Genomic DNA, 18,832 nt, shown 5'->3' on the forward strand with positions numbered 1-18,832 from the left:
CGCACACATGCAGGGCCAAGGCACACTTGCAGGGCGAAACGCCGGTATCCGACCCTGCATCCGTTCAAACTCCCTACAGGTGTACCCCGCCCGGGAACAACCCCGGTGACATCGCGTTGCATCTCGACGAGACTGGTGCGGTACCGGTTCCGACGGAAGGCGACGCTATGCCAACGGATGAATACGATCTGATCGTCCTGGGCGGAGGCCCTGTCGGTGAGAACGTCGCTGACCGGGCGGTGCAGGGCGGACTCACCGCGATCATCGTCGAGAGCGAACTCGTCGGAGGCGAATGCTCGTACTGGGCGTGCATGCCGTCCAAGGCACTGCTGCGTTCGGCACAGGCGCTGCGCGCGGCCCAGCACGTGGCCGGGGCAGCCGAGGCGGTCACCGGCACACTCGACGTGCGCGCCGTGCTCGCACGCCGCAACTCGTTCACCAGCGACTGGTCGGATGATGGACAGGTCGGCTGGCTGCAGTCGGCAGGTATCGACCTGGCGCGCGGCCACGGCCGTATCTCCGGCCCACGCGAAGTCACCGTGACCGCAGAAGACGGCACGACGACAGTGTTGAAGGCCCGCCACGCGGTCGCGATCAGTACAGGAACGGATGCCGCGATCCCCCCGATAGACGGGCTGGTGAACGCTGCGCCCTGGACGAGCCGCGAGGCGACGAGTGCGCAGGAGATTCCGGCATCCCTCGCGATCATCGGCGGGGGCGTCGTCGCCGTGGAGATGGCAACCGCCTACGCGGGCCTGGGTGCGAAAGTGACCCTGATCGCCCGCAGCGGTCTGCTCGAGAAGATGGAACCTTTCGCGGGCGAGCTGGTCGAGAAGGGGCTGCGCGCGCTGGGCGTCGACATTCGAACGAACACCGGTACGACTCGTGTCTCGCGCGACGAGGCCGGCGTGACGGTGACACTCGACGACGGCACGGACATCGTCGCGGAGGAGGTGCTCGCAGCGACGGGACGCACCCCGCGCAGCCGTGACATCGGGCTCGAGACTGTCGACCTCGAACCGGGGAAGTACGTCGAGACGGATGACACCCTCCGCGTTCCGGGCAGCGACTGGCTGTACGCCGTCGGCGACGTCAACGGACGGGTTCTGCTGACCCACCAGGGCAAGTACCAGGCCAGGGCGGCGGGCGACGTGATCGCCGCGCGCGCGAACGGCGACGACGTCGACGACGCCGCGTGGGGTCGACATGTCGCCACCGCCGACCACGCCGCGGTACCGCAGGTCGTGTTCGGGGAGCCGGAGGTCGCATCGGTCGGGTTGACAGCTCAGGCCGCGAAGGATGCCGGATACGAAACACGAGTGATAGATCAGGACCTCGGAGCCATAGCCGGCTCCAGCCTCCGCGAGGACGGCTACAGCGGGCAGGCTCGGATGGTCGTCGACGCCGCGCGCGACGTCATCCTCGGCGTCACCTTCGTGGGGCCGGACGTCGCCGACCTGCTGCAGGCTGCGACCTTCGCGATCGTCGGCGAAGTGCCGATCTCACGGCTGTGGCATGCGGTGCCCGCATATCCGACAGTCAGCGAGGTCTGGCTCCGGCTGCTCGAGCAGTACGGGCGGGAATCGGCCTGAGGCGCTCCCCGTCAGCATCCCATCCATCTGGCCGTCGGCTCCGAACAGCCGAGGAATATGCCCCATATGTCCGAGCCTTCCCATACGCTCGAAACCGAATCTGAGGAGACATGACCATGAAGGCTGTACTCGCAGGAACCGTGATCGCCGAAGCAGACGAGAGCGAACTCATCTCGATCGAGGGCAACTGGTACTTCCCGCTGTCCTCCGTGAAGGACGGGGTGCTCGTCGACAGTCCCACGCCGTATACGTGTCCATGGAAAGGCGAGGCCCAGTACCACTCGGCCATCGTCGGCGGAGAGACGCACGCCGACGCCGCCTGGGGCTACCCGAACCCATACCCGACCGCTTTCGAACGTCTCGGCAAGGACATCTCCGGCCACATCGCGTTCGATCCGCGCCAGGTAGAGGTCGGACCATAGTCCGGGCGACGGAAGCGAGCCGCGCATGATCGAGTTCCGTTCGGTCTCGAAGCGATTCCCCGATGGCACGCTCGCCGTCGAGGACTTCAGCCTTGTGCTGCCGTCACGCAAGACGACGGTGTTCGTCGGATCGTCCGGATGCGGCAAGACGACCCTGCTGCGCATGATCAATCGGATGGTCGAGCCGAGCAGCGGCAACGTCGAGATCGACGGCGAGAGCGTGCTCGACAAGAACCCGGTGGCGTTGCGGCGCAGTATCGGCTACGTGATGCAGAACTCGGGCCTCATGCCGCACTTCACCGTGATCGACAACGTCGCAACGGTGCTGCGCCTGACCGGCACTTCGAAGAAGGACGCGCACGAGCGCGCCCGCTCACTTCTCGACACCGTCGGTCTCGACCGTGCGCTCGCAGATCGCTACCCGAGCCAGCTCTCCGGTGGGCAGCAGCAGCGCGTGGGAGTGGCACGCGGCCTCGCGGCCGACCCGAACATCCTGCTCATGGACGAGCCGTTCGGCGCGGTCGACCCGATCGTGCGCGCTGATCTGCAGCAAGAGCTCATCCGGTTGCAGGTCGAGCTCGACAAGACCGTCGTATTCGTCACGCATGACATCGATGAGGCGTTCCTACTCGGCGACCAGGTGGTGATCCTCGACAAGGGCGCCCGCATCGTGCAGGTCGGCAGCCCGAGCGAGATCATCGAGAATCCCGCCGACGACTTCGTCTCCGCCTTCATCGGCACCGAGCGCGGCAAGAGGGCGTTGCGCATCAAGCAGACGTCGCGCGGTCGGGTGGTCGTCGACTCCGAGGGGCGCACGCAGGGCGCGCTTCTGGACGAGGCAGCTCCGAACCCGTCGCCCTCTGAGTCCGTTGAAGGGCCCGGCACCCAGTGAACTGGATCGCCGACAACATCGGCCTCATCCTCGAGCTCACACTCGCGCATCTCTGGCAGAGCGCGATCCCGATCGTGCTCGGATTCTTCCTGTCGCTGCCGCTGGGGTGGGTCGCCTGGCGTTACCGGCTCGCGAGGGGACCGGTCATCATCCTCACCGGTCTGCTGTACACGATCCCGTCTCTCGCCCTGCTCATCCTGCTCCCCGCGGTCATCGGCCTGTCGACTCGGAGCCCGGCGAACCTGATCATCGGACTCACGATCTACGCCGTCGCGATCCTGGTGCGGGCGGTCGCCGACGGGCTCGATTCGGTCGATCCGGCGATCCGGCAATCCGCGACCGCGATGGGCTACGGCGGACTTCGCAGGTTCTGGACGGTGGACTTCCCTCTCGCGGCGCCGGTGATCCTCGCCGGTCTCCGAGTGACAGCCGTGAGTACGATCTCGCTGGCCACCGTCGGGATCCTGGTCGGTGTGGAGAACCTCGGCTACCTGTTCACCAACGGCCTGCAACGGCGGATCATCGCCGAGGTGTTCGCCGGGGTGATCGCCGTCGTGGTGATCGCCCTCATCATCGATCTTCTTCTTCTGCTCGCCGGGCGCGCGCTGATGCCGTGGACGCGCGCAGTGAAGACACCGACTGCGACTCGCGCCCCCGCCCGTATCGTCAGGGCCGCCGCATGAATCTCTTCGCCGAAGCCTTCGCCTGGCTGTTCTCCCCGGAACGGCTGGAAGGTCAGTATGCGCTGCCCATCCTCCTCGGTCAGCACCTCTACTACACGGTCATCTCCGTTCTGATCGCGGCGGTGATCGCCGTCCCGTCCGGCTGGCTCATCGGTCACAGCGGGCGCGGACGCGAGGTGGCAGTCGCGATCTCCGGTGCGGCACGTGCTGTGCCGTCGTTCGGACTCATGGTGCTGCTCGTGCTGCTGCTGGGCGTGCTGCGCGTCCCGGAGGCGGCGACCATCACTTTCGTGCTGCTGGCGATCCCCTCGCTGCTCGCGGGGGCGTACACCGGTCTCGAGGCCATCGATCGTCGCGTGATCGATGCTGCGCGCGCCACCGGGATGACCGAGTGGCAGATCTTCTGGAAGGTCGAAGTGCCGTTGGGGCTGCCGTTGCTCGTCGGCGGTCTGCGCGCCGCGACATTGCAGGTGATCGCCACGGTCACCATCGCCGCGTACGTCAACCTCGGCGGCCTCGGCTGGCCGATCATCCAGGGCATTCCGTTGCGACGGTTCGACCAGGTGCTCGGTGGCGCGATCCTCGTCGCCGTGCTCGCACTGATCGCCGACCTGCTGCTCGCCCTCGCCCAGCGAGCGGCCGTTCCCGCCGGTATCCGCGCCGCCACGCCGCGCTCCCAGACGCCGCGTTCAGTCCGCCGCGCGGCATCCGCCGGAACATCGACCACAACATCCGCTACAGCCTCCACCACTTGACCAGCACTCCCCACCAGGAAGGAACATCATGTTCACCGCACGAAAGTCACGCCTCGCCCTCATCGGCGGCATCGGGCTCGCAGCCTCGCTGGTGCTCGCCGGCTGCGCCAGCAGCAACCCGCTGGACACCCCCACCGAAGACGGCGGCGAGAGCGCCGGTTCCGACACCATCGTGATCGGCTCGCAGGCCTACTACTCCAACGAGATCATCGCGGAGATCTACGCGCAGGCACTGGAGAACGCCGGCTTCGATGTCAAGAAGGAGTTCAACATCGGTCAGCGGGACGCCTACATGCCCGATCTGGAGTCCGGTGCGATCGACCTGTTCCCGGAGTACACCGGCAACCTGCTGGAGTTCTACGACGACGCGGCCGACGTGACCAGCCCGGAAGACGTGTATGCGGCTCTGCAGGACGCGCTTCCAGAAGGACTGACGGCTCTCGATTACGCCGAGGCCAGTGACCAGGACACGTACACGGTCACGAAGGAGTTCGCCGAGGCGAACAACCTCACCACGATCGCCGATCTCGCGAACCTCAGCGAGAAGGCCACGATCGGAGGTGCGCCCGAGTTCGAGCAGCGCCCGTACGGGCCGGCCGGCGCCAAGGAGCTCTACAACGTCGACCTCGCTTTCTCGGCCACTGGCGACACGACGCTGGAAGCCCTGCTGGCCGGCGAGATCCAGGTCGCAGACATCTATTCTGCGGACCCGGCATTCGAGACCGAGGAGATCGTCGCGCTTGAAGACCCGAAGAACCTCATCCTGGCGTCGAACGTCGTGCCGATCGCCTCGAGCGATGTGGCCGATGAGATCGCCGACGTCATCAACGGGGTCAGCGCCGCGCTCGGTGCCGATGACCTCGTCGCGCTCGGGGTGCAGAGCACGGTCGACGAGAAATCTCCCGAGGACATCGCGAAGCAGTGGCTGACGGACAACGATCTGCTCTGATCAGTCAAATGGAGGGGCCTTCCGGCGATCTGCGGAAGGCCCCTCCTGCGTGTTCAGCCGGGCCTGAGACAATGGAGCCCATGGCAACGGACTCACCCGCATGATCTCGAAGCGCGATCTCGCCCAGCGGCTCGACATCTCCTTGGAGATGGTCGCCCGTCACGGACTCGGAGACGGCATCAGCGAGGCTGAGTTCGCAGCGCTTGAGCAGGACCCGCCCGCCTGGCTCATCCAGTCCAGGGCCAACCGCAAGAAGGGCGCGCGCCCGGTGTGGGCCACCCTGACCTGCGACGTGTGCGGATACACCGAGACGGCCAGACCCAAGAAGTGGTGGCCGGAGTTCACCTACCTGAGTTGCAGGCATCACTCGCCGGCGGAACTTCCGAAGCCGGCCCCCGGACACCACCGCGGTGAGTTCGACGGCGTCGGCAGTCGGTTCGTCGGCTTCGTGGATCAGTCGATCGAAGGGGTTTAGACCCTCGAGTCCTGACGCGGGATCCAGATCTTCTTGATGATGATCAGGATGGATGCCGTGACCGGGACGGCCACGAGCGCTCCGAGCAGCCCGAGCAGGGTTCCTCCGACGAGGGCGCCGATCACGACCAGCGACCCCGGGATCGAGATGGCCCTGTTCATCACGCGCGGGGTGAGGAAGTACGACTCCACCTGCATGTAGATGAGGTAGATCACCGCGAAGATCAGAGCGAAGACGATGTTGTCGCCGAACAGTGCGATGCCGGTGCCGATCACCCAGAAGAGCAGTGAGCCCACGAGCGGGATCAGCGTGATGAGGAATGCGACGACGGCCAGCAGCAGGGGGAACGGCAATCCGAGCACCGTGTACAGGAGCAGCACGACCATAGCGTTGATGAACGCCAGAGTCACCATGCCCATGACGTAGCCGCCGACCGAGTCGGTGATCTGGGTGCTGATGATGTCGGCGTTCGCGCGGTCGCGTGCCGGCACGAGACGGAGCATCGCGGTCTTGATCCCTGGCAGCGTGGCGACGAAGTAGATGATGAGCACGAGCACGATGACCGCGCCGGAGATGCCGTTGGCGATGGATGCGCCCACCTGGAGGGCGCCGCCGCCGATCGCGGCGATGTTTCCTGGATCGGTGAGGAACCCTTGCACGTCCCCCACGAGCGACTCGAACTGTTCGCCGAACTGATCTTCCAGAGTCGCGTAGAGGTCGCTGCCCTGGAAGTCCGCGATCATCCCAGGGACGTCCTTCACGAAGGACGTGATCTGCGCAACGACGACCGGGACGATCGCCCAGATGATGAGGCCGAGCGCGATGATGAGGCCGAGGAGCACGATCATGACGCCCCACCCTCGACTCAGTCCGCGCCGTTCGAGGAAGCGGACCGCGGGGTCGAGGCCCAAGGCGGCGAACAGGGCGAGTGCGATGTAGATGATGACCGTCGACAGGTTCGACAGTGCGAGCCCGAGCAGGATCGCGGCCAGGCCCCCGAGAGTGACGAGAAATCCGAACCCGAAAGGGCGCTCGATGCGCGTCCAGAACGAGCGGTTCGACAGTACCGGCTCGATGACGGGCTTCGTCGTGATCTCGGGTTCCGTGGCGGGCTCCGGCTTCGACTTCTTCTTGGACTTCGCTTTCGTGGAGACCTTCGCTCGCGAGGCGTCTGAGATGTCGGCATCGGTGGGGTCATCGGAGGCCGCAGGCGTGTCGGTGCTCATGCGCCCACTCTAAGGCGTGGGTCCCAGCCTGACGTGAGCCGCTCCCTGAGCCCGTCGCGATATCGTCGTACCTGCGACCAGGAGGAGATTCATGACTGACGCCGAAGACGCCCGCGCCGAACTGCTGCGACTGCGCGGCAGCATCGACAACATCGATGCCGCGCTCATCTACATGCTCGCCGAGCGTTTCCGTGCCACTCAGCAGGTCGGCGTGCTCAAGGCTGAGCACGAGATGCCTGCCTCTGATCCGAAGCGGGAGGAGCAGCAGGTCGCCCGACTGCGCGCGCTCGCCGAAGAGGCCCACCTCGACCCCGAGTTCGCCGAGAAGTGGTTCAACTTCGTGGTCGCCGAAGTCATCCGCCACCACACAGAGGCCAAAGAGGGGCGATGACCCCATGAATCGACCCGGCGCGCGCCCGTTCAGTCAGACGGTGATCACGCGGCCGGTCACAAGCCCCTCCACGGCCAGCCTGTAGGCCCGGCCGATCTCGGCATCGGTCACCGGGCGCTGGCCGGCGAACAGGGAGTGGTATCCGGGCGAGTTCTCCAGCACGTTCGGCGAGATGGCGTTGATGCGGATGCCGCGCGGCGCCTCAGCGGCGGCGGTGACGACGAACGACTCCACGGCGCCGTTGGCGGCGGCAGCCGCAGCACCGGTCGCGATCGGCTCACGGGCGAGCACTCCCGACGTGAGGGTGATGGATCCGCCGTCGCGTACGTGGTCGAGAGCCGTGCGCACGACGTCGATCTGCGACAGGGCCTTCGACGTGAACGCGGTGAGGTAGTCGTCGCGGGTCAGCTCGGTGAGGTGCGCGAACGGGACGGATCCGGATGCGACGACCACAGCATCCACTTCGCCGACCTTCTCGAACAGGGCGCGCACCGATGGCGGATCGGTGACGTCGACGGTCCATTCGCTGCCGCGCGACGCGCGGAGCACTTCGTGACCGCCCGATTCGAGCGTCGCGCTGACGACGCTGCCGATGTGTCCCGTTGCTCCGATGATCAGGATGCGCATGCGCTCGAGCCTATCGAGACTCCCTGTTGTCGGCGCCGCTCTCGTGGGAACTGCGCCGACACCACAGGGCGCTGCCCCTCTACTTCGAAGTGCCCTGCGACACCGACCCCTGCAGCTGACGCTGGAAGAAGATGTAGACGATCAGCACCGGGACGATCGTGATGACCACGGCCGCGAACATCTCCCCGAAGTCGAGTGCGTAGCCCGCCGACGACGCATAGGACGCCATGCCCTGCGAGAGCACGTACTTGCTCTTGTCGGTGTTCAACGAGATCGGCAGCAGGAACTGGTTCCACAGGCCGAGGAAGTTCATGATCGCCACCGCCGCCATTCCAGGCTTCGCCATGGGCAGCATCACCTGGAAGAACGTGCGCCACTCGCTCGCACCGTCGACGTAAGCGGCCTCCTGGATCTCATACGGGAGCGACTTGAAGAACGAGAACAGGAAGAACACCGTGAACGGCAGTGCGAACGCGACGTACGTGATGATCAGGCCGGGCAACGTGTTCAGCAGCCCCATGCCCTGCAGGATGAAGAACAACGGGACGATCGCGAGGAACACTGGGAACGTGAGTCCTGCGAGCATCAGGTAGTAGATCACCCGGCTGCCGGGAACAGAGAAGCGCGCCAGCACGTATGCGCACATCGCGCCCAGCACCATCACCAGCACGAGCGAGACGCCCACGACGACGACCGTGTTGATGAACATGCCGCCGAAGTTGTTCCCCACCCAGGCGTTGATGTAGTTGTCGAAGTTCCAGTCCGCAGGCAGTCCGAACGGTGAGGCGAAGATCTCTTTCGTGGTCTTGAAGGAGCCGATGAGGGTCCACAGCATCGGCATGATCACGACGAGCGACCAGATGACCAGGACGACGTGGGATGCGCCGCCGACCGCCTTGTCGCTCTTGGTGGATTTCGTCTTCGAGGCAGTCGGCCGAGTCGCCGACTTCGGATCGATCGTGACTGCGGCACGGGTGGTCAGGCTCATGAGCGTCCTCCTTCATCCTTGCCGCCGGCGAGGCGGAACACGCCGATCACGATCGCGGCGAACAACAGGGTGATCACGGCGAGGATGACGCCCATCGCGCTCGCCATGCCGAACTGCCCCTTCTCGAAGGCGGTGCGGAACAGGTACTGGCTCATCACCAGTGTGCTGTTGCCCGGTCCGCCCGTGGAGTTGAGGCCTGCCATGTAGACGAAGGCGTCCAATGCGAGGATGCCGAGATAGATGTAGGCCGTCTGGACGTTGTCGCGGATCTGGGGGAGAACGATCGAGATGACGGTGCGGAACCGGCCCGCCCCGTCGATGCGCGCGGCCTCAAGGGTCTCCCCTGGGATCCCCTTGATCGCGGCGATGAACAGCACCATGTAGAAGCCGACCATGCTCCAGACGATCACGAAGATCGTCGCGCCCATCGCGGTGCGCGCGTCGCCGAGCCACGCGAAGTCGTTCGTGTCGACGCCCACCACCCCGAGAAGACCGTTGAGCAGCCCGCTGGGCGTGTAGATCATGTTCCACAGGATCGCGATCACGATCGCGGGGATGACGTACGGGAAGAACGACACGACTCGATAGAAGCTCGAGCCCTTCAACCCGCGCACCTGACCGTGACTCGGGCCTCCGACGGTGATCATGCTCGCGAAGATCAGGGCGATCACGATCGTGATCAGCGGGACGACGATCGCCAACAGGATGTTGTTGCCCATCGCCTGCAGGAACGTCGGGTCCTGGAACAGCCTCACGAAGTTGTCGACGCCGACGAAGTCCATGTTCGGCGAGAAGCCGGTCCAGTTCGTCATCGCGTAGTACACGGCCTGAATGAACGGCGAGATGACGAAGATCAGGAAGATCGCGACCGGTAGCCCGAGGAAGATCAGCAGGAACGACGCGTAGTCGAACGTCATCTTGCGCCGAAGGCCCGCACGGGGCGCCTTGCGGCGTCCCGTGCGGGCGGTGACGACGGCGCTGGTGTCCAGCGCCACGTCGAGACCGGGAGCGCTGAGGCTCATTTGATCTCGATCTTCTCGATGGAACTGTCGTTGCGGATCTTGTCGGTGAGGTCCTGCAGCTGCTTCGTGATGTCCGCGACCGACATCTTGCCGTCGAGGAACGAGTTCCAGATCGGCAGCTGGTCGGAGTTCATGCCGTACAGGTTGAACGACTTGATCGTGAACATGCCCGTTCCGGCGGCCGCGATCATCTCGACCTGCGACACGAGCGCCGTCGATCCGAATCCGTCCTCGGGCACGATGTCCTTGACGACGGTCGGGGCGAGCTTCTCCTTCGAGAATGCCGATGCCGCCTCCTTCGAGAGCATCGTGCGCAGCAGTTCCTTGCCACCGGCGGGGTTCTTCGCCTTGGAGGGAACGATGAACGGCTCGCCGGCTTCGGCTCGCATGAAGCCGGCGGGCGTGGTGGCGTTGTCGTCCAGGGGCATCTCGCGCACGCCCTTCATCTGGAAGTTCTCCGCAGTCGTCTTCTTCATCTCGTTCTCGATCCACGAGCCCGAGGGGTAGAGCAGCGCCTCCTGGTCGAGGCTCCACTGCGACTGGGCCTGCGTGAACTGCGTGCCACCGCCGCCAGGCTTGACGTAGCCGGCTGCGATGAGTTCGTGCAGGATCGTGAGGATCGACTGCAGTGTGGGATGCGACCAGCAGCCCTCTTCCAGGTTCTCCAGCGGCAGGCGCACGTCGTCACCGGACTGGATGACAGCGGAGTCGACGACGAAGGTCTGGTAGTAGGTCGCCGCCTCCTTGCCCCAGAGGAACAGGTACTTGCCCTGTGCCTTCGCGGCCTCGCCGAGGGCCTTCAGATCCTGCCAGGTGGTCGGCGGTTCCCAGCCGTTCTCTTCGAACAGGCTCCCCGAGTACCACAGGCCATAAGTGGTGAACACGTAGTTGAGCGCTGCGAACTTGTCGCCGAAGGTGCCCGGCGCCTTCACGCCGTCGAACAGCGTGTCAGCGATCTTCTTGCCCTCGAGGTTCTCCGACTCGAGCACATCGCTGAGGTCTTCGAGCTGGTCGAGGATGGTGTTCCAGCCGATCGAGTTCGCGCCGGAGTTGTCGACGAGGTCCGGCGGGTTCCCACCGACGAACCGCGGCTGCAGCTCCTGCGCGATCTTGGTGGAGGCGGAGACCTTGGCGGTGACGCCGTCCAGGCCCTTGTTGCCCGCCATGATCTTGGCCGCGTTCTCGACGTAGTCGACGCCGTAGCCGCCGTCGAAGATGACTGCGTCGACCTCGGTGTTGGCAGCGACGCCGAACGGGTTGTCTGCGGTGACTTCACCCTTGGCGCCGCCACCGCCTCCTCCGCCGCCTGGTGCTGCGCAGGAGGCGAGCGACATGCCAAATGGCAGCAGCAGCGCCGTCGCTGCCGCGCCGCGCAACAGGTTGCGGCGGCTGATGGAGGTTTGTGTGAGTTCCATCTTCGTACCTTTCGTTTTGGTGTTCGGGTTCTGGTGTTCCGGGGATCCGATCAGGTGCCCCGGCGGATTCGACCGCGGTAGCGGTCTTCGAGGACGGAGTTGTGCTCATCGCCGCCGGGAATGTTCGCGGAGATGTACATCGGGGGCGTGTCGCCGCGGTCGGCGATGGTGCGTGCCACGCCGAGCGTGAGCAGCTGCGCGATGTACGCCGCGGTGATCGACGAGATCGCACCGGCGCCGATGCCTCCGGAGACTTCGAGAGTCGTATCGCCATAGGGGGCGAGATTGTCGATCACGACGTCGGCGACGTCGGCGAGGCGTCTGCCGGACGGATGCTTCGGCTCGACGCGCATGGTGTGCTCCATGCTCGTCACCGCGATCACGCTGTGACCGCGCTCCTTCGCCCACAGCGCTGCGCCGACGATCGAACCGTTCACCCCGGAGTTCGAGGCGATCATGAAGACGTCGTTCTCGCCGACCGGGACCGTCGCCATCAGTTCTTCGACCAACCAGGGCTCTCGCTCCAGCGCGGGCGTCAGCACGCCGATCTCGCGATCGCCGTGCAGCACGAGGTCGCGGAGAGCGAAGTGATTGGTCGGGATCAACCCGCCTGCGCGCCCGGAGATCTCCATAGCGAAGGCTTCGGAGTGCCCTGTGCCGAAGGCATGGATCACTCCGCCGGCGTCCAAGGCGCCGACCATCAGCTCGATCGCCGGGTCGAGGGAGCCCGCCTCGGCATCGGCAGTCAGGCGAGTGAGGCGTTCGTTCGCCTCACGGAAGAGATCGGACGGTGTCGCGGTCAACTTGCTTCCTCCTGGAGTTCCGATCGGGCTTCCGGCGAACGGGAGTTCAGCTTCCGAGGTCGACGGTGCCCCGACACGGCCGTCGCGGTGGCGGCGAGCCGCCTCGTGGCCGGATCGAACATCTGCTGCGCGATGAGGAGATAGAGCAGATCGATCACGAAGAGCTGCGAGTGCTTCACCGACATGTCGTCAGGGCGCAGGTAGCCGACAGGTGCCGCCGTGGTTATCGACACATCGGCGATATCCGCGATCCAGCTCTCGTCGTCGTGAGTGATCGCAACAGTGAGCGCGCCGACGGCACCCGCCTGGGCGAGCATCTGCACTGTCTCGTTGGTCTGCCCAGTGCTGGACACTCCGATCGCGACGGAGCTCTCACTCTGCAGGACGGCGCTGGCCAGACCGTCGTGCACATCCGACCAGGCATGCGCACTGATTCCGATGCGGTGCATCCTGCGCTGGAACTCCTGAGCGATTCCTGCGCTGCCGCCGAGGCCGTAGATGTCGACGTGCGTGCTGGCGGTGATCGCGCGCGCGGCCCGACCGACAGCATCCAGGTCGATGCCTTCTCGGGTGGTCTCGAGGCCGCTCACATGCACGTTGAGCAGCGTGCGCAGGATCTTCTCCGGCGAATCCGTCGGCTCGAACTCGGCACCGATGTCGGTGAGCCAGGCATGCTCGGCGGCAGCGTGCCCCAGTTCGGTCGCGATCGCGACACGGAACTGGGTGTATCCGTCGAAGCCGAGCGAGCGGCAGAAACGCGTGACGCTCGCAGGGGAGCTTCCCGACCGCTCAGCGAGTTCCGTGATCGTCAGCTCCGCGGGAGTGGTCGGGTGCGAGATCACTAGATCGGCGATCCGGGCCAGAGCGACCGGCATGGCATGACGGCGCTCGGCGATACGGCTGACGATCGCGCCGTTGCCGGTGTTCATACTGCGTGGCACCATTGCCTCCAGAACTCACTCTCGCAGGAAGTTCCCGTTTGGATGAAAACTATTCTCACCGTCAGGGTGCGTCAAGTTAGGACGCGTAACAAATGGGTCACGACATTCTGATGCTCGGAGTGGATGCGGGCGGAACATCGACCAGGGCGGTGCTGACGACCGGTGAGGGCGAGTGCATCGGCTACGGCGTCGGCGGGCGCGGGAACCCCATCGCTGTGGGTCCCGACCGCGCGGCGGACGGTGTGCTCGATGCCATCGCGCTGGCGCTCGCGCCGTCCGCCCGCACCCTGGCCGAGGTGGAAGTCGTCACCGCGGCCATGGCAGGGCAGCGCGCCGAAGACGGCGAAGGCGGATGGCTGGCCGACCGGCTCGCTGCCGAGGGATTCAGCGGCCGGCTCACCTTCGAGTCGGATCTGATGGCGACATACGCCAGCGGTTCGGTGGAGCCCTTCGGCTACGCGATCGTTGCCGGCACCGGGGCGTCCGCAGTCCGCGTCGCCGGTGGCCGTATCGACGCGACGGCGGATGGGCTGGGCTGGTTGCTGGGAGATCGTGGCAGCGGCTTCTGGATCGGGCACCGGGTGGCGCGGGCGGTCGTGCGGGATCTGGATCATGCGGGACCGGCGACGGTGCTGACGCGCGGCGTGCTGGAGCATCTCGGCATCGTCGAGGATGCGACACGCAGAGAGGGGCGCTCTCGCACGCTCGAACAGTTGGTCGAGACGTTGTACGCCATGCGGCCGATCGAGCTCGCTGCTCTCGCACCGCTCGCCTTCGTGGCCGGTGATCCGGTGGCCGAGAGCATTCTGCGGCGAGCGGGCGAGCACCTCGCCGATTCGCTCGCCGCAGTTCTGGCCGGCCCGGGGCCGCTCGTCGTCGGAGGCAGCGTGCTCTTTCGCCCGACCCCCGTCAGAGACGCGTTCCTCCACCGTCTCGGCGCTGCTGCGGCGGGCCTCGAGCTGATTCCGGTCATCGACGGTGCGGTCGGCGCCGGGCTGCTCGCGGTGCGTGCCGGCGGCGCGCGCGTGTCGTCCGAGACATTCGCCAGGCTCAGCGAGACGCTCTCGCGCTTCCGGTGATCCCGCGCGATGCCACATCATCCTCGAAAGCTACTCTATGATCGTAATTTGGGGCAAGCAATCAAAAACAAGCATTGAGCGGAAGGCATCCACACATGGCCAATTCGGTCCCCGGCGCATACATGCGCGAGGAACTCCTCTCCCAGCCGCAGACCTGGGCGCGCGCCGCCGAGATGCGCGACGAGCAGAAGGTGCTCCCGGCCGCGGGTGCACGTGTCGCCGTCGTGGGTTGCGGCACGTCCTGGTTCATCGCGCAGTCGTACGCCGCGCTGCGCGAGACGGCCGGTCTCGGCGTGACGGACGCTTACGCGGCATCCGAGGCGTTCCTCGATCGTGACTACGACGCCGTCGTGGCGCTCACGCGCTCTGGGACCACCAGCGAGGTGCTGGAGCTCACTGAGCAGGTCAAGGGGAAGGTCCCGGTCATCGGCGTGATCGGCGACCCGACTTCGCCACTGGTCGACCTCGTCGACGAGGTCGTGCTGCTGCCCTTCGCCGACGAGCAATCGGTCGTGCAGACGCGCTTCGCCACCACCGCGCTCACACTGTTCCGCGCCTCGCTCGGCCTCCACGACGACGTCGCCCGTTCGATCGCGGATGCCGAAGCGGTGCTCGCGACCGCAGACGATAGCACGCTTACCGAAGCAGAGCAGTACACATTCCTCGGGCGTAACTGGACCATCGGTCTCGCGCATGAGGCTGCGCTGAAGATGCGCGAGTCCTCGCAGTCCTGGACGGAGTCGTATCCTTCGATGGACTACCGCCATGGCCCGATCGCGATCGCCGCGCCCGGCCGCATCACCTGGCAGTTCGGCGTCGCTCCCGAAGGGCTCGCAGGCCAGATCGAGGCCACCGGCGGCCGCTTCGTGCAGCACGACGTCGATCCGCTCGCCGACCTCGTACGACTGCACCGCGTCGCACTCGATCGCGCCGTGGCCAAGGGACTCAACCCGGATCTCCCCCGAAACCTCAGCCGATCGGTCATTCTGGACGCGTGATGTCCGCAGCAGCGATCGACCCGCCCAGCATCGGCGAGGGTGCGCCCGTACTCGCCTTCGACGTCGGAGGCACCGACATCAAGTCGGCGATCTTCGACGCGAACGGCATCGCACTCGGGCTGCGTCGCACGCCGACCCCGGCTCTGGGTGACGACCCGGCTGCGGCGCTGATCGAAGAGCTCGCCCGTCTCTCGGACGAGCTGCGGGCGCAGCATCCGGAAGTCGCACCTGCGGCCCTCGGCTTCGTCGTGCCGGGCATCGTCGATGCGGATGCCGGGATCGGCGTCTTCGCGAGCAACCTGGGGTGGCGCGATGCGCCGCTGCGTGCGCTTGCCGCTGAACGGCTGCAGCTGCCGATCGCCTTCGATCACGACGTGCGCTCCGCGAGCTGGGCAGAGCACCAGCTCGGCGGCGCCCGCGCACATGACGACGTCGTCGTGCTGATCATCGGCACCGGTATCGCCGGAGCGATCCTCGTGGGCGGCGAGCCATACACCGCGGGCGGCTACGCCGGCGAGATCGGGCATTCCCCGATCGCTGACGGCCCCGTGTGCGCGTGCGGTGCGCGCGGCTGCCTCGAGGCCGTCGCTTCTGCGGGGGCCATCGCCCGCCGCTATGCCGCAGAGACCGGCACCACTCCGGACGGCGCCAGGGATGTGATCGCACGTGCTGCCGCCGGCGACACTGTCGCCGCGCGCATCTGGGACGACGCGCTCGACGCGCTCACGATGTCGCTCGCACAGCTGACCGCGATGTTCGCGCCGGAGGCGATCGTGATCGGCGGCGGCCTCTCCCGCGCCGGGGGCGCACTGTTCGACGAGCTGCGCAGGCGGCTGGCGGCCAGGCTCAGTTTCCATCGGCTGCCGGAACTGCTGCCGGCCGAGCTTCAAGGCGACGCCGGGCTCATCGGCGCAGCCCTGCGCGCGAGGGAGTCGACATGATCGTCACCGTCACGGCGAACCCCGCACTCGACCTGACGTGGGAGATCGACCGCATCGAGATCGGTGCCGCGCACCGCGCAGACACCGGTGCCGTTCGCGCCGGCGGCAAGGGTCTCAACGTCGCAAGGGTCGCTCACGCCCAGGGATATCCGGTTCGTGCGGTGACGACCTGCGGCGGCGCGACCGGTGCAGAGCTGCGCGCCGAGCTCGAGGCGAGCGGGGTGCCGCACCTGCTCGTTCCGGTCGCCGCGCCGACCCGGCGCAGCGTCGCGTGGGTCGACCGTGCGCTCGGAGACACCACGATCGTCAATGAGCGCGGTGCGAATCCGAGCGCCGACGAATGGGCGGCATTCAGTGACGTCGTGCGCGCAGAGGCCGCCGCTGCATCGGTGCTGGTGATCTCCGGGAGCTTCCCGCCCGGTGCACCGCCGACGCTTCTGCCGGAACTCATCACCGCAGGCGCCGGGCGGCCCGTGATCGTCGACACGTCGGGCCCCGCGCTGCTCGCGGCGGCGGATGCCGGGGTCGCGGTGCTCAAGCCCAACAAAGCCGAACTCGCGGAAGCCACCGGGCTCGCCGATCCGATCGCCGGGGCTCGCGAGCTTCTGCGCCGCGGTGCGGGTCTCGTGCTGCTCTCGCTCGGCGCCGACGGCATGTACGCGGTCACGACCGATCGGCTGCTGCGCGCATGCCTGCCTGAGCCGCTCGCCGGGAACCCGACGGGGGCGGGAGATGCCGCTGTCGCGGCCGCGGCGACGCTGCTGACCGACGGCACCAGCGATCCCGAATCGATCCTGCGTCGTGCGACCGCCTGGTCGGCAGCAGCCGTGCTCATGCCTCTGGCCGGCGAGATCCATCCGACCTGGCGTGACATTGAACGAGCGCTGATCGTGGACACCTTTCCCGCCCCGACGCACCATCTGGAAGAGCCCGCATGACCCTCGTCTCCGCCGCCGACCTCGTCCGCGAGGCTGCCGCCCGCAACCGTGGCATCGGCGCCTTCAACGTGATCCACCTCGAGACCGCCGAGGCACTGGTCGCGGCATCCGCTCAGGCTCGGCTCCCGGTCATCCTGCAGATCTCGCAGAACTGCGCGAAGTATCACGGCGCGCTCGAGCCGATCGCCCTGGCGACGCTCGCCGTCGCTCGCAGGGCCGAGACACCGGTCGCCGTGCACCTCGATCACGCCGAGCTGCCAGAACTCGTGGACGAGGCCATCGCGCTCGGATTCGGATCGGCGATGTTCGACGGCGGCGCCCTGCCCTACGACGAGAACGTCGCCCTGACCCGTGAGGTCGCGGCCCGCGCGCACGCGGCCGGCGTCTACGTCGAAGGCGAGCTGGGCGAGGTCGGCGGGAAGGACGGCGCCCACGCGCCGGGCGTGCGCACCGATCCTGACGAGGCCAGCGCGTTCGTCGCCGAGACCGGAGTTGACGCGCTCGCCGTCGCTGTGGGGTCGTCCCACGCAATGACCGATCGCAGCGCATCCCTCGACGTCGACCTCATCGCGCGGCTGAGAGGAGCCCTCGATGTGCCGTTGGTGCTGCACGGGTCGTCCGGCGTCGCGGATGCTGTCATCATGGATGCCGTGCACGCCGGTATGACCAAGATCAACGTCTCCACACATCTGAACGGTTTCTTCACACGGGCCGTGCGTCAGACGCTCGACGCCGATGAGCGCCTGGTCGACTCGCGCAAGTACATCGCCCCCGGCCGTGCGGCGGTCGTCGACGAGGCCGCCCGGATGCTGCGGCTGTTCGCCCTGCAGGGCGCGTGATGAAGCGGGCGGCTCGACTGAGTGCGATCCTCGATCTGCTGGCGACGCAGGGGGAGGTCACGGTCGATGAGCTGGTGGAGCAGCTCGATGCGTCTCCGGCGACGGCCAGGCGCGACCTCGACAGCCTCGCGGAGCAGCGGTTGCTCACCCGCACGCATGGTGGAGCGGTTGCGCAGTCGGTCGCCTACGAGCTGCCCATCAGGTACAAGAGCCATCACCGCACCGATGAGAAAGCGCGCATAGCGCAGGTCGCAAGACACCTGGTCGCCCCCGGTGCCGTGGTCGGGCTGTCCGGAGGCACCACGACGACAGCGATCGCGGCCGCCCTCGCCGCCAGGGAAGACACCGCTCAGCACGGCCTGACGATCGTCACCAACGCGGTGAACATCGCCGCTCAGCTGGCGACGCGGCCCGATATCAAGGTCGTGGTCACCGGTGGAGTGATCCATTCGCGCAGCTACGAGCTCGTCGGTCCTTTCGTGGAGCAACTGCTCAGCGGCATCCAACTCGATATCGCGTTCATCGGCGTGAACGGAATGGATGCCGGGGCCGGTGCCACCACGCACGATGAGCGTGAGGCGGCCGTGAATCGGATGATGGCGCAGCGCGCGAGGCGAGCGGTGATCGTCGCCGATTCGAGCAAGATCGGCGTCTCCGCCTTCGCATTCGTCGGAGGACCGGAGCTGTTCCCGACGGTGATCACCGACGCGGGCATCACCGAGGCCAATCGCACCGCTCTGGAGTCCGTGGGGCACAGCGTCCTCCTCGCCCGCTGACGCGGTGCACCTGCTGACCCGGCTCGCCTGCTGACCCGGGTACATCTGCAGGGCCGTTGCACGGATGCAGGGGCATCCGG

Annotated in this window: 21 protein-coding genes; 14 read left to right on the forward strand and 7 right to left on the reverse strand. The window is 66.7% G+C overall.

The annotated features are described in order from the left end of the window. Nucleotides 1–167 precede the first annotated feature (167 nt). The 7 genes from QFZ46_RS09150 to QFZ46_RS09180 all read left to right on the forward strand — a co-directional run bounded on the left by QFZ46_RS09150 (nucleotide 168) and on the right by QFZ46_RS09180 (nucleotide 5,768). Nucleotides 168–1,592: a dihydrolipoyl dehydrogenase family protein gene (locus QFZ46_RS09150; RefSeq protein ID WP_307360597.1), complete on the forward strand. Its 1,425-nt coding sequence runs from the start codon at nucleotides 168–170 to the stop codon at nucleotides 1,590–1,592. Between the two features lie 116 nt (nucleotides 1,593–1,708). Next, a complete protein-coding gene (locus tag QFZ46_RS09155) occupies nucleotides 1,709–2,014 on the forward strand; it encodes a DUF427 domain-containing protein (protein ID WP_307364553.1) in 306 nt (101 codons plus the stop codon). 25 nt (nucleotides 2,015–2,039) lie between these two features. Further along, nucleotides 2,040–2,906 carry an ABC transporter ATP-binding protein gene (locus tag QFZ46_RS09160; RefSeq protein WP_307360598.1) on the forward strand — a complete coding sequence of 289 codons (867 nt, stop codon included), beginning with the start codon at nucleotides 2,040–2,042 and terminating at the stop codon, nucleotides 2,904–2,906. Then, on the forward strand, nucleotides 2,903–3,589 hold the full coding sequence (locus tag QFZ46_RS09165) for an ABC transporter permease (RefSeq protein WP_307360599.1): 687 nt from the start codon (nucleotides 2,903–2,905) through the stop codon (nucleotides 3,587–3,589). Before QFZ46_RS09160 ends, QFZ46_RS09165 begins: the two co-directional genes overlap by 4 nt. Then, nucleotides 3,586–4,344 (forward strand): ABC transporter permease, encoded by a 759-nt coding sequence (locus QFZ46_RS09170; RefSeq protein WP_307360601.1) that lies wholly within the window; start codon nucleotides 3,586–3,588, stop codon nucleotides 4,342–4,344. Before QFZ46_RS09165 ends, QFZ46_RS09170 begins: the two co-directional genes overlap by 4 nt. Before the next feature lie 28 nt (nucleotides 4,345–4,372). Beyond that, nucleotides 4,373–5,293, forward strand: a complete 921-nt coding sequence (locus QFZ46_RS09175; protein WP_307360603.1) for an ABC transporter substrate-binding protein — start codon at nucleotides 4,373–4,375, stop codon at nucleotides 5,291–5,293. A gap of 100 nt (nucleotides 5,294–5,393) precedes the next feature. Next, nucleotides 5,394–5,768 carry a DUF5997 family protein gene (locus QFZ46_RS09180; protein WP_307360606.1) on the forward strand — a complete coding sequence of 125 codons (375 nt, stop codon included), beginning with the start codon at nucleotides 5,394–5,396 and terminating at the stop codon, nucleotides 5,766–5,768. On the opposite strand, the gene QFZ46_RS09185 is transcribed toward QFZ46_RS09180, so the two are convergent. Next, nucleotides 5,765–6,994 carry an AI-2E family transporter gene (locus tag QFZ46_RS09185; protein WP_307360607.1) on the reverse strand — a complete coding sequence of 410 codons (1,230 nt, stop codon included), beginning with the start codon at nucleotides 6,992–6,994 and terminating at the stop codon, nucleotides 5,765–5,767. The two genes, QFZ46_RS09180 and QFZ46_RS09185, sit on opposite strands and share 4 nt — an antisense overlap. A 91-nt stretch (nucleotides 6,995–7,085) precedes the next feature. Between QFZ46_RS09185 and QFZ46_RS09190 the strand changes: the two genes are divergently transcribed. Further along, nucleotides 7,086–7,385, forward strand: a complete 300-nt coding sequence (locus QFZ46_RS09190; RefSeq protein ID WP_307360609.1) for a chorismate mutase — start codon at nucleotides 7,086–7,088, stop codon at nucleotides 7,383–7,385. A gap of 33 nt (nucleotides 7,386–7,418) precedes the next feature. Here the strand turns inward: QFZ46_RS09190 and QFZ46_RS09195 are convergent, their stop codons facing one another. The 6 genes from QFZ46_RS09195 to QFZ46_RS09220 all read right to left on the reverse strand — a co-directional run bounded on the left by QFZ46_RS09195 (nucleotide 7,419) and on the right by QFZ46_RS09220 (nucleotide 13,169). After that, complete coding sequence (locus QFZ46_RS09195) at nucleotides 7,419–8,012, reverse strand: short chain dehydrogenase (RefSeq protein ID WP_307360611.1); 594 nt, start codon at nucleotides 8,010–8,012, stop codon at nucleotides 7,419–7,421. A gap of 79 nt (nucleotides 8,013–8,091) precedes the next feature. Beyond that, a complete protein-coding gene (locus tag QFZ46_RS09200) occupies nucleotides 8,092–9,000 on the reverse strand; it encodes a carbohydrate ABC transporter permease (RefSeq protein ID WP_307360614.1) in 909 nt (302 codons plus the stop codon). Beyond that, nucleotides 8,997–10,022, reverse strand: coding sequence for a carbohydrate ABC transporter permease (locus QFZ46_RS09205; RefSeq protein WP_373457642.1), 1,026 nt, complete (start codon nucleotides 10,020–10,022; stop codon nucleotides 8,997–8,999). Before QFZ46_RS09205 ends, QFZ46_RS09200 begins: the two co-directional genes overlap by 4 nt. Beyond that, a complete protein-coding gene (gene ngcE, locus QFZ46_RS09210; RefSeq protein WP_307360616.1) occupies nucleotides 10,019–11,437 on the reverse strand; it encodes an N-acetylglucosamine/diacetylchitobiose ABC transporter substrate-binding protein in 1,419 nt (472 codons plus the stop codon). Before ngcE ends, QFZ46_RS09205 begins: the two co-directional genes overlap by 4 nt. 50 nt (nucleotides 11,438–11,487) lie before the next feature. Further along, nucleotides 11,488–12,240, reverse strand: a complete 753-nt coding sequence (locus QFZ46_RS09215; RefSeq protein WP_307360619.1) for an SIS domain-containing protein — start codon at nucleotides 12,238–12,240, stop codon at nucleotides 11,488–11,490. Beyond that, entirely contained in the window at nucleotides 12,237–13,169 is a 933-nt protein-coding gene (locus tag QFZ46_RS09220; RefSeq protein WP_307360622.1) for a MurR/RpiR family transcriptional regulator, read from the reverse strand. Before QFZ46_RS09220 ends, QFZ46_RS09215 begins: the two co-directional genes overlap by 4 nt. 104 nt (nucleotides 13,170–13,273) lie before the next feature. Between QFZ46_RS09220 and QFZ46_RS09225 the strand changes: the two genes are divergently transcribed. From QFZ46_RS09225 to QFZ46_RS09250, 6 genes are all read left to right on the forward strand, one after another. Further along, the gene (locus QFZ46_RS09225; RefSeq protein ID WP_307360623.1) at nucleotides 13,274–14,260 is read left to right on the forward strand and encodes an N-acetylglucosamine kinase; all 987 of its coding nucleotides are present in this window, start codon (nucleotides 13,274–13,276) and stop codon (nucleotides 14,258–14,260) included. A 95-nt stretch (nucleotides 14,261–14,355) separates the two neighbouring features. Next, entirely contained in the window at nucleotides 14,356–15,258 is a 903-nt protein-coding gene (locus tag QFZ46_RS09230) for an SIS domain-containing protein (protein WP_307360624.1), read from the forward strand. Continuing rightward, nucleotides 15,258–16,199, forward strand: coding sequence for an ROK family protein (locus QFZ46_RS09235; RefSeq protein ID WP_307364556.1), 942 nt, complete (start codon nucleotides 15,258–15,260; stop codon nucleotides 16,197–16,199). Before QFZ46_RS09230 ends, QFZ46_RS09235 begins: the two co-directional genes overlap by 1 nt. Beyond that, on the forward strand, nucleotides 16,196–17,137 hold the full coding sequence (locus tag QFZ46_RS09240; protein ID WP_307360627.1) for a 1-phosphofructokinase family hexose kinase: 942 nt from the start codon (nucleotides 16,196–16,198) through the stop codon (nucleotides 17,135–17,137). Before QFZ46_RS09235 ends, QFZ46_RS09240 begins: the two co-directional genes overlap by 4 nt. Beyond that, nucleotides 17,134–17,976: a class II fructose-bisphosphate aldolase gene (locus tag QFZ46_RS09245; protein ID WP_307360628.1), complete on the forward strand. Its 843-nt coding sequence runs from the start codon at nucleotides 17,134–17,136 to the stop codon at nucleotides 17,974–17,976. Before QFZ46_RS09240 ends, QFZ46_RS09245 begins: the two co-directional genes overlap by 4 nt. Further along, on the forward strand, nucleotides 17,976–18,752 hold the full coding sequence (locus QFZ46_RS09250; RefSeq protein WP_307360631.1) for a DeoR/GlpR family DNA-binding transcription regulator: 777 nt from the start codon (nucleotides 17,976–17,978) through the stop codon (nucleotides 18,750–18,752). Before QFZ46_RS09245 ends, QFZ46_RS09250 begins: the two co-directional genes overlap by 1 nt. The last annotated feature ends 80 nt before the right edge of the window (nucleotides 18,753–18,832 follow it).

The organism is Microbacterium murale, from assembly GCF_030815955.1.
Taxonomy (GTDB): domain Bacteria; phylum Actinomycetota; class Actinomycetes; order Actinomycetales; family Microbacteriaceae; genus Microbacterium; species Microbacterium murale_A.

Coding starts and splice junctions, on each gene's coding strand:
- QFZ46_RS09240 (WP_307360627.1), top strand. CDS start 16,196: ATGATCGTCACCGTCACGGCGAACCCCGCACTCGACCTGACGTGGGAG.
- QFZ46_RS09195 (WP_307360611.1), bottom strand. CDS start 8,012: ATGCGCATCCTGATCATCGGAGCAACGGGACACATCGGCAGCGTCGTC.
- QFZ46_RS09175 (WP_307360603.1), top strand. CDS start 4,373: ATGTTCACCGCACGAAAGTCACGCCTCGCCCTCATCGGCGGCATCGGG.
- QFZ46_RS09230 (WP_307360624.1), top strand. CDS start 14,356: ATGGCCAATTCGGTCCCCGGCGCATACATGCGCGAGGAACTCCTCTCC.
- QFZ46_RS09245 (WP_307360628.1), top strand. CDS start 17,134: ATGACCCTCGTCTCCGCCGCCGACCTCGTCCGCGAGGCTGCCGCCCGC.
- ngcE (WP_307360616.1), bottom strand. CDS start 11,437: ATGGAACTCACACAAACCTCCATCAGCCGCCGCAACCTGTTGCGCGGC.
- QFZ46_RS09200 (WP_307360614.1), bottom strand. CDS start 9,000: ATGAGCCTGACCACCCGTGCCGCAGTCACGATCGATCCGAAGTCGGCG.
- QFZ46_RS09155 (WP_307364553.1), top strand. CDS start 1,709: ATGAAGGCTGTACTCGCAGGAACCGTGATCGCCGAAGCAGACGAGAGC.
- QFZ46_RS09205 (WP_373457642.1), bottom strand. CDS start 10,022: ATGAGCCTCAGCGCTCCCGGTCTCGACGTGGCGCTGGACACCAGCGCC.
- QFZ46_RS09150 (WP_307360597.1), top strand. CDS start 168: ATGCCAACGGATGAATACGATCTGATCGTCCTGGGCGGAGGCCCTGTC.
- QFZ46_RS09190 (WP_307360609.1), top strand. CDS start 7,086: ATGACTGACGCCGAAGACGCCCGCGCCGAACTGCTGCGACTGCGCGGC.
- QFZ46_RS09235 (WP_307364556.1), top strand. CDS start 15,258: ATGTCCGCAGCAGCGATCGACCCGCCCAGCATCGGCGAGGGTGCGCCC.
- QFZ46_RS09160 (WP_307360598.1), top strand. CDS start 2,040: ATGATCGAGTTCCGTTCGGTCTCGAAGCGATTCCCCGATGGCACGCTC.
- QFZ46_RS09220 (WP_307360622.1), bottom strand. CDS start 13,169: ATGAACACCGGCAACGGCGCGATCGTCAGCCGTATCGCCGAGCGCCGT.
- QFZ46_RS09225 (WP_307360623.1), top strand. CDS start 13,274: ATGGGTCACGACATTCTGATGCTCGGAGTGGATGCGGGCGGAACATCG.
- QFZ46_RS09185 (WP_307360607.1), bottom strand. CDS start 6,994: ATGAGCACCGACACGCCTGCGGCCTCCGATGACCCCACCGATGCCGAC.
- QFZ46_RS09180 (WP_307360606.1), top strand. CDS start 5,394: ATGATCTCGAAGCGCGATCTCGCCCAGCGGCTCGACATCTCCTTGGAG.
- QFZ46_RS09250 (WP_307360631.1), top strand. CDS start 17,976: ATGAAGCGGGCGGCTCGACTGAGTGCGATCCTCGATCTGCTGGCGACG.
- QFZ46_RS09170 (WP_307360601.1), top strand. CDS start 3,586: ATGAATCTCTTCGCCGAAGCCTTCGCCTGGCTGTTCTCCCCGGAACGG.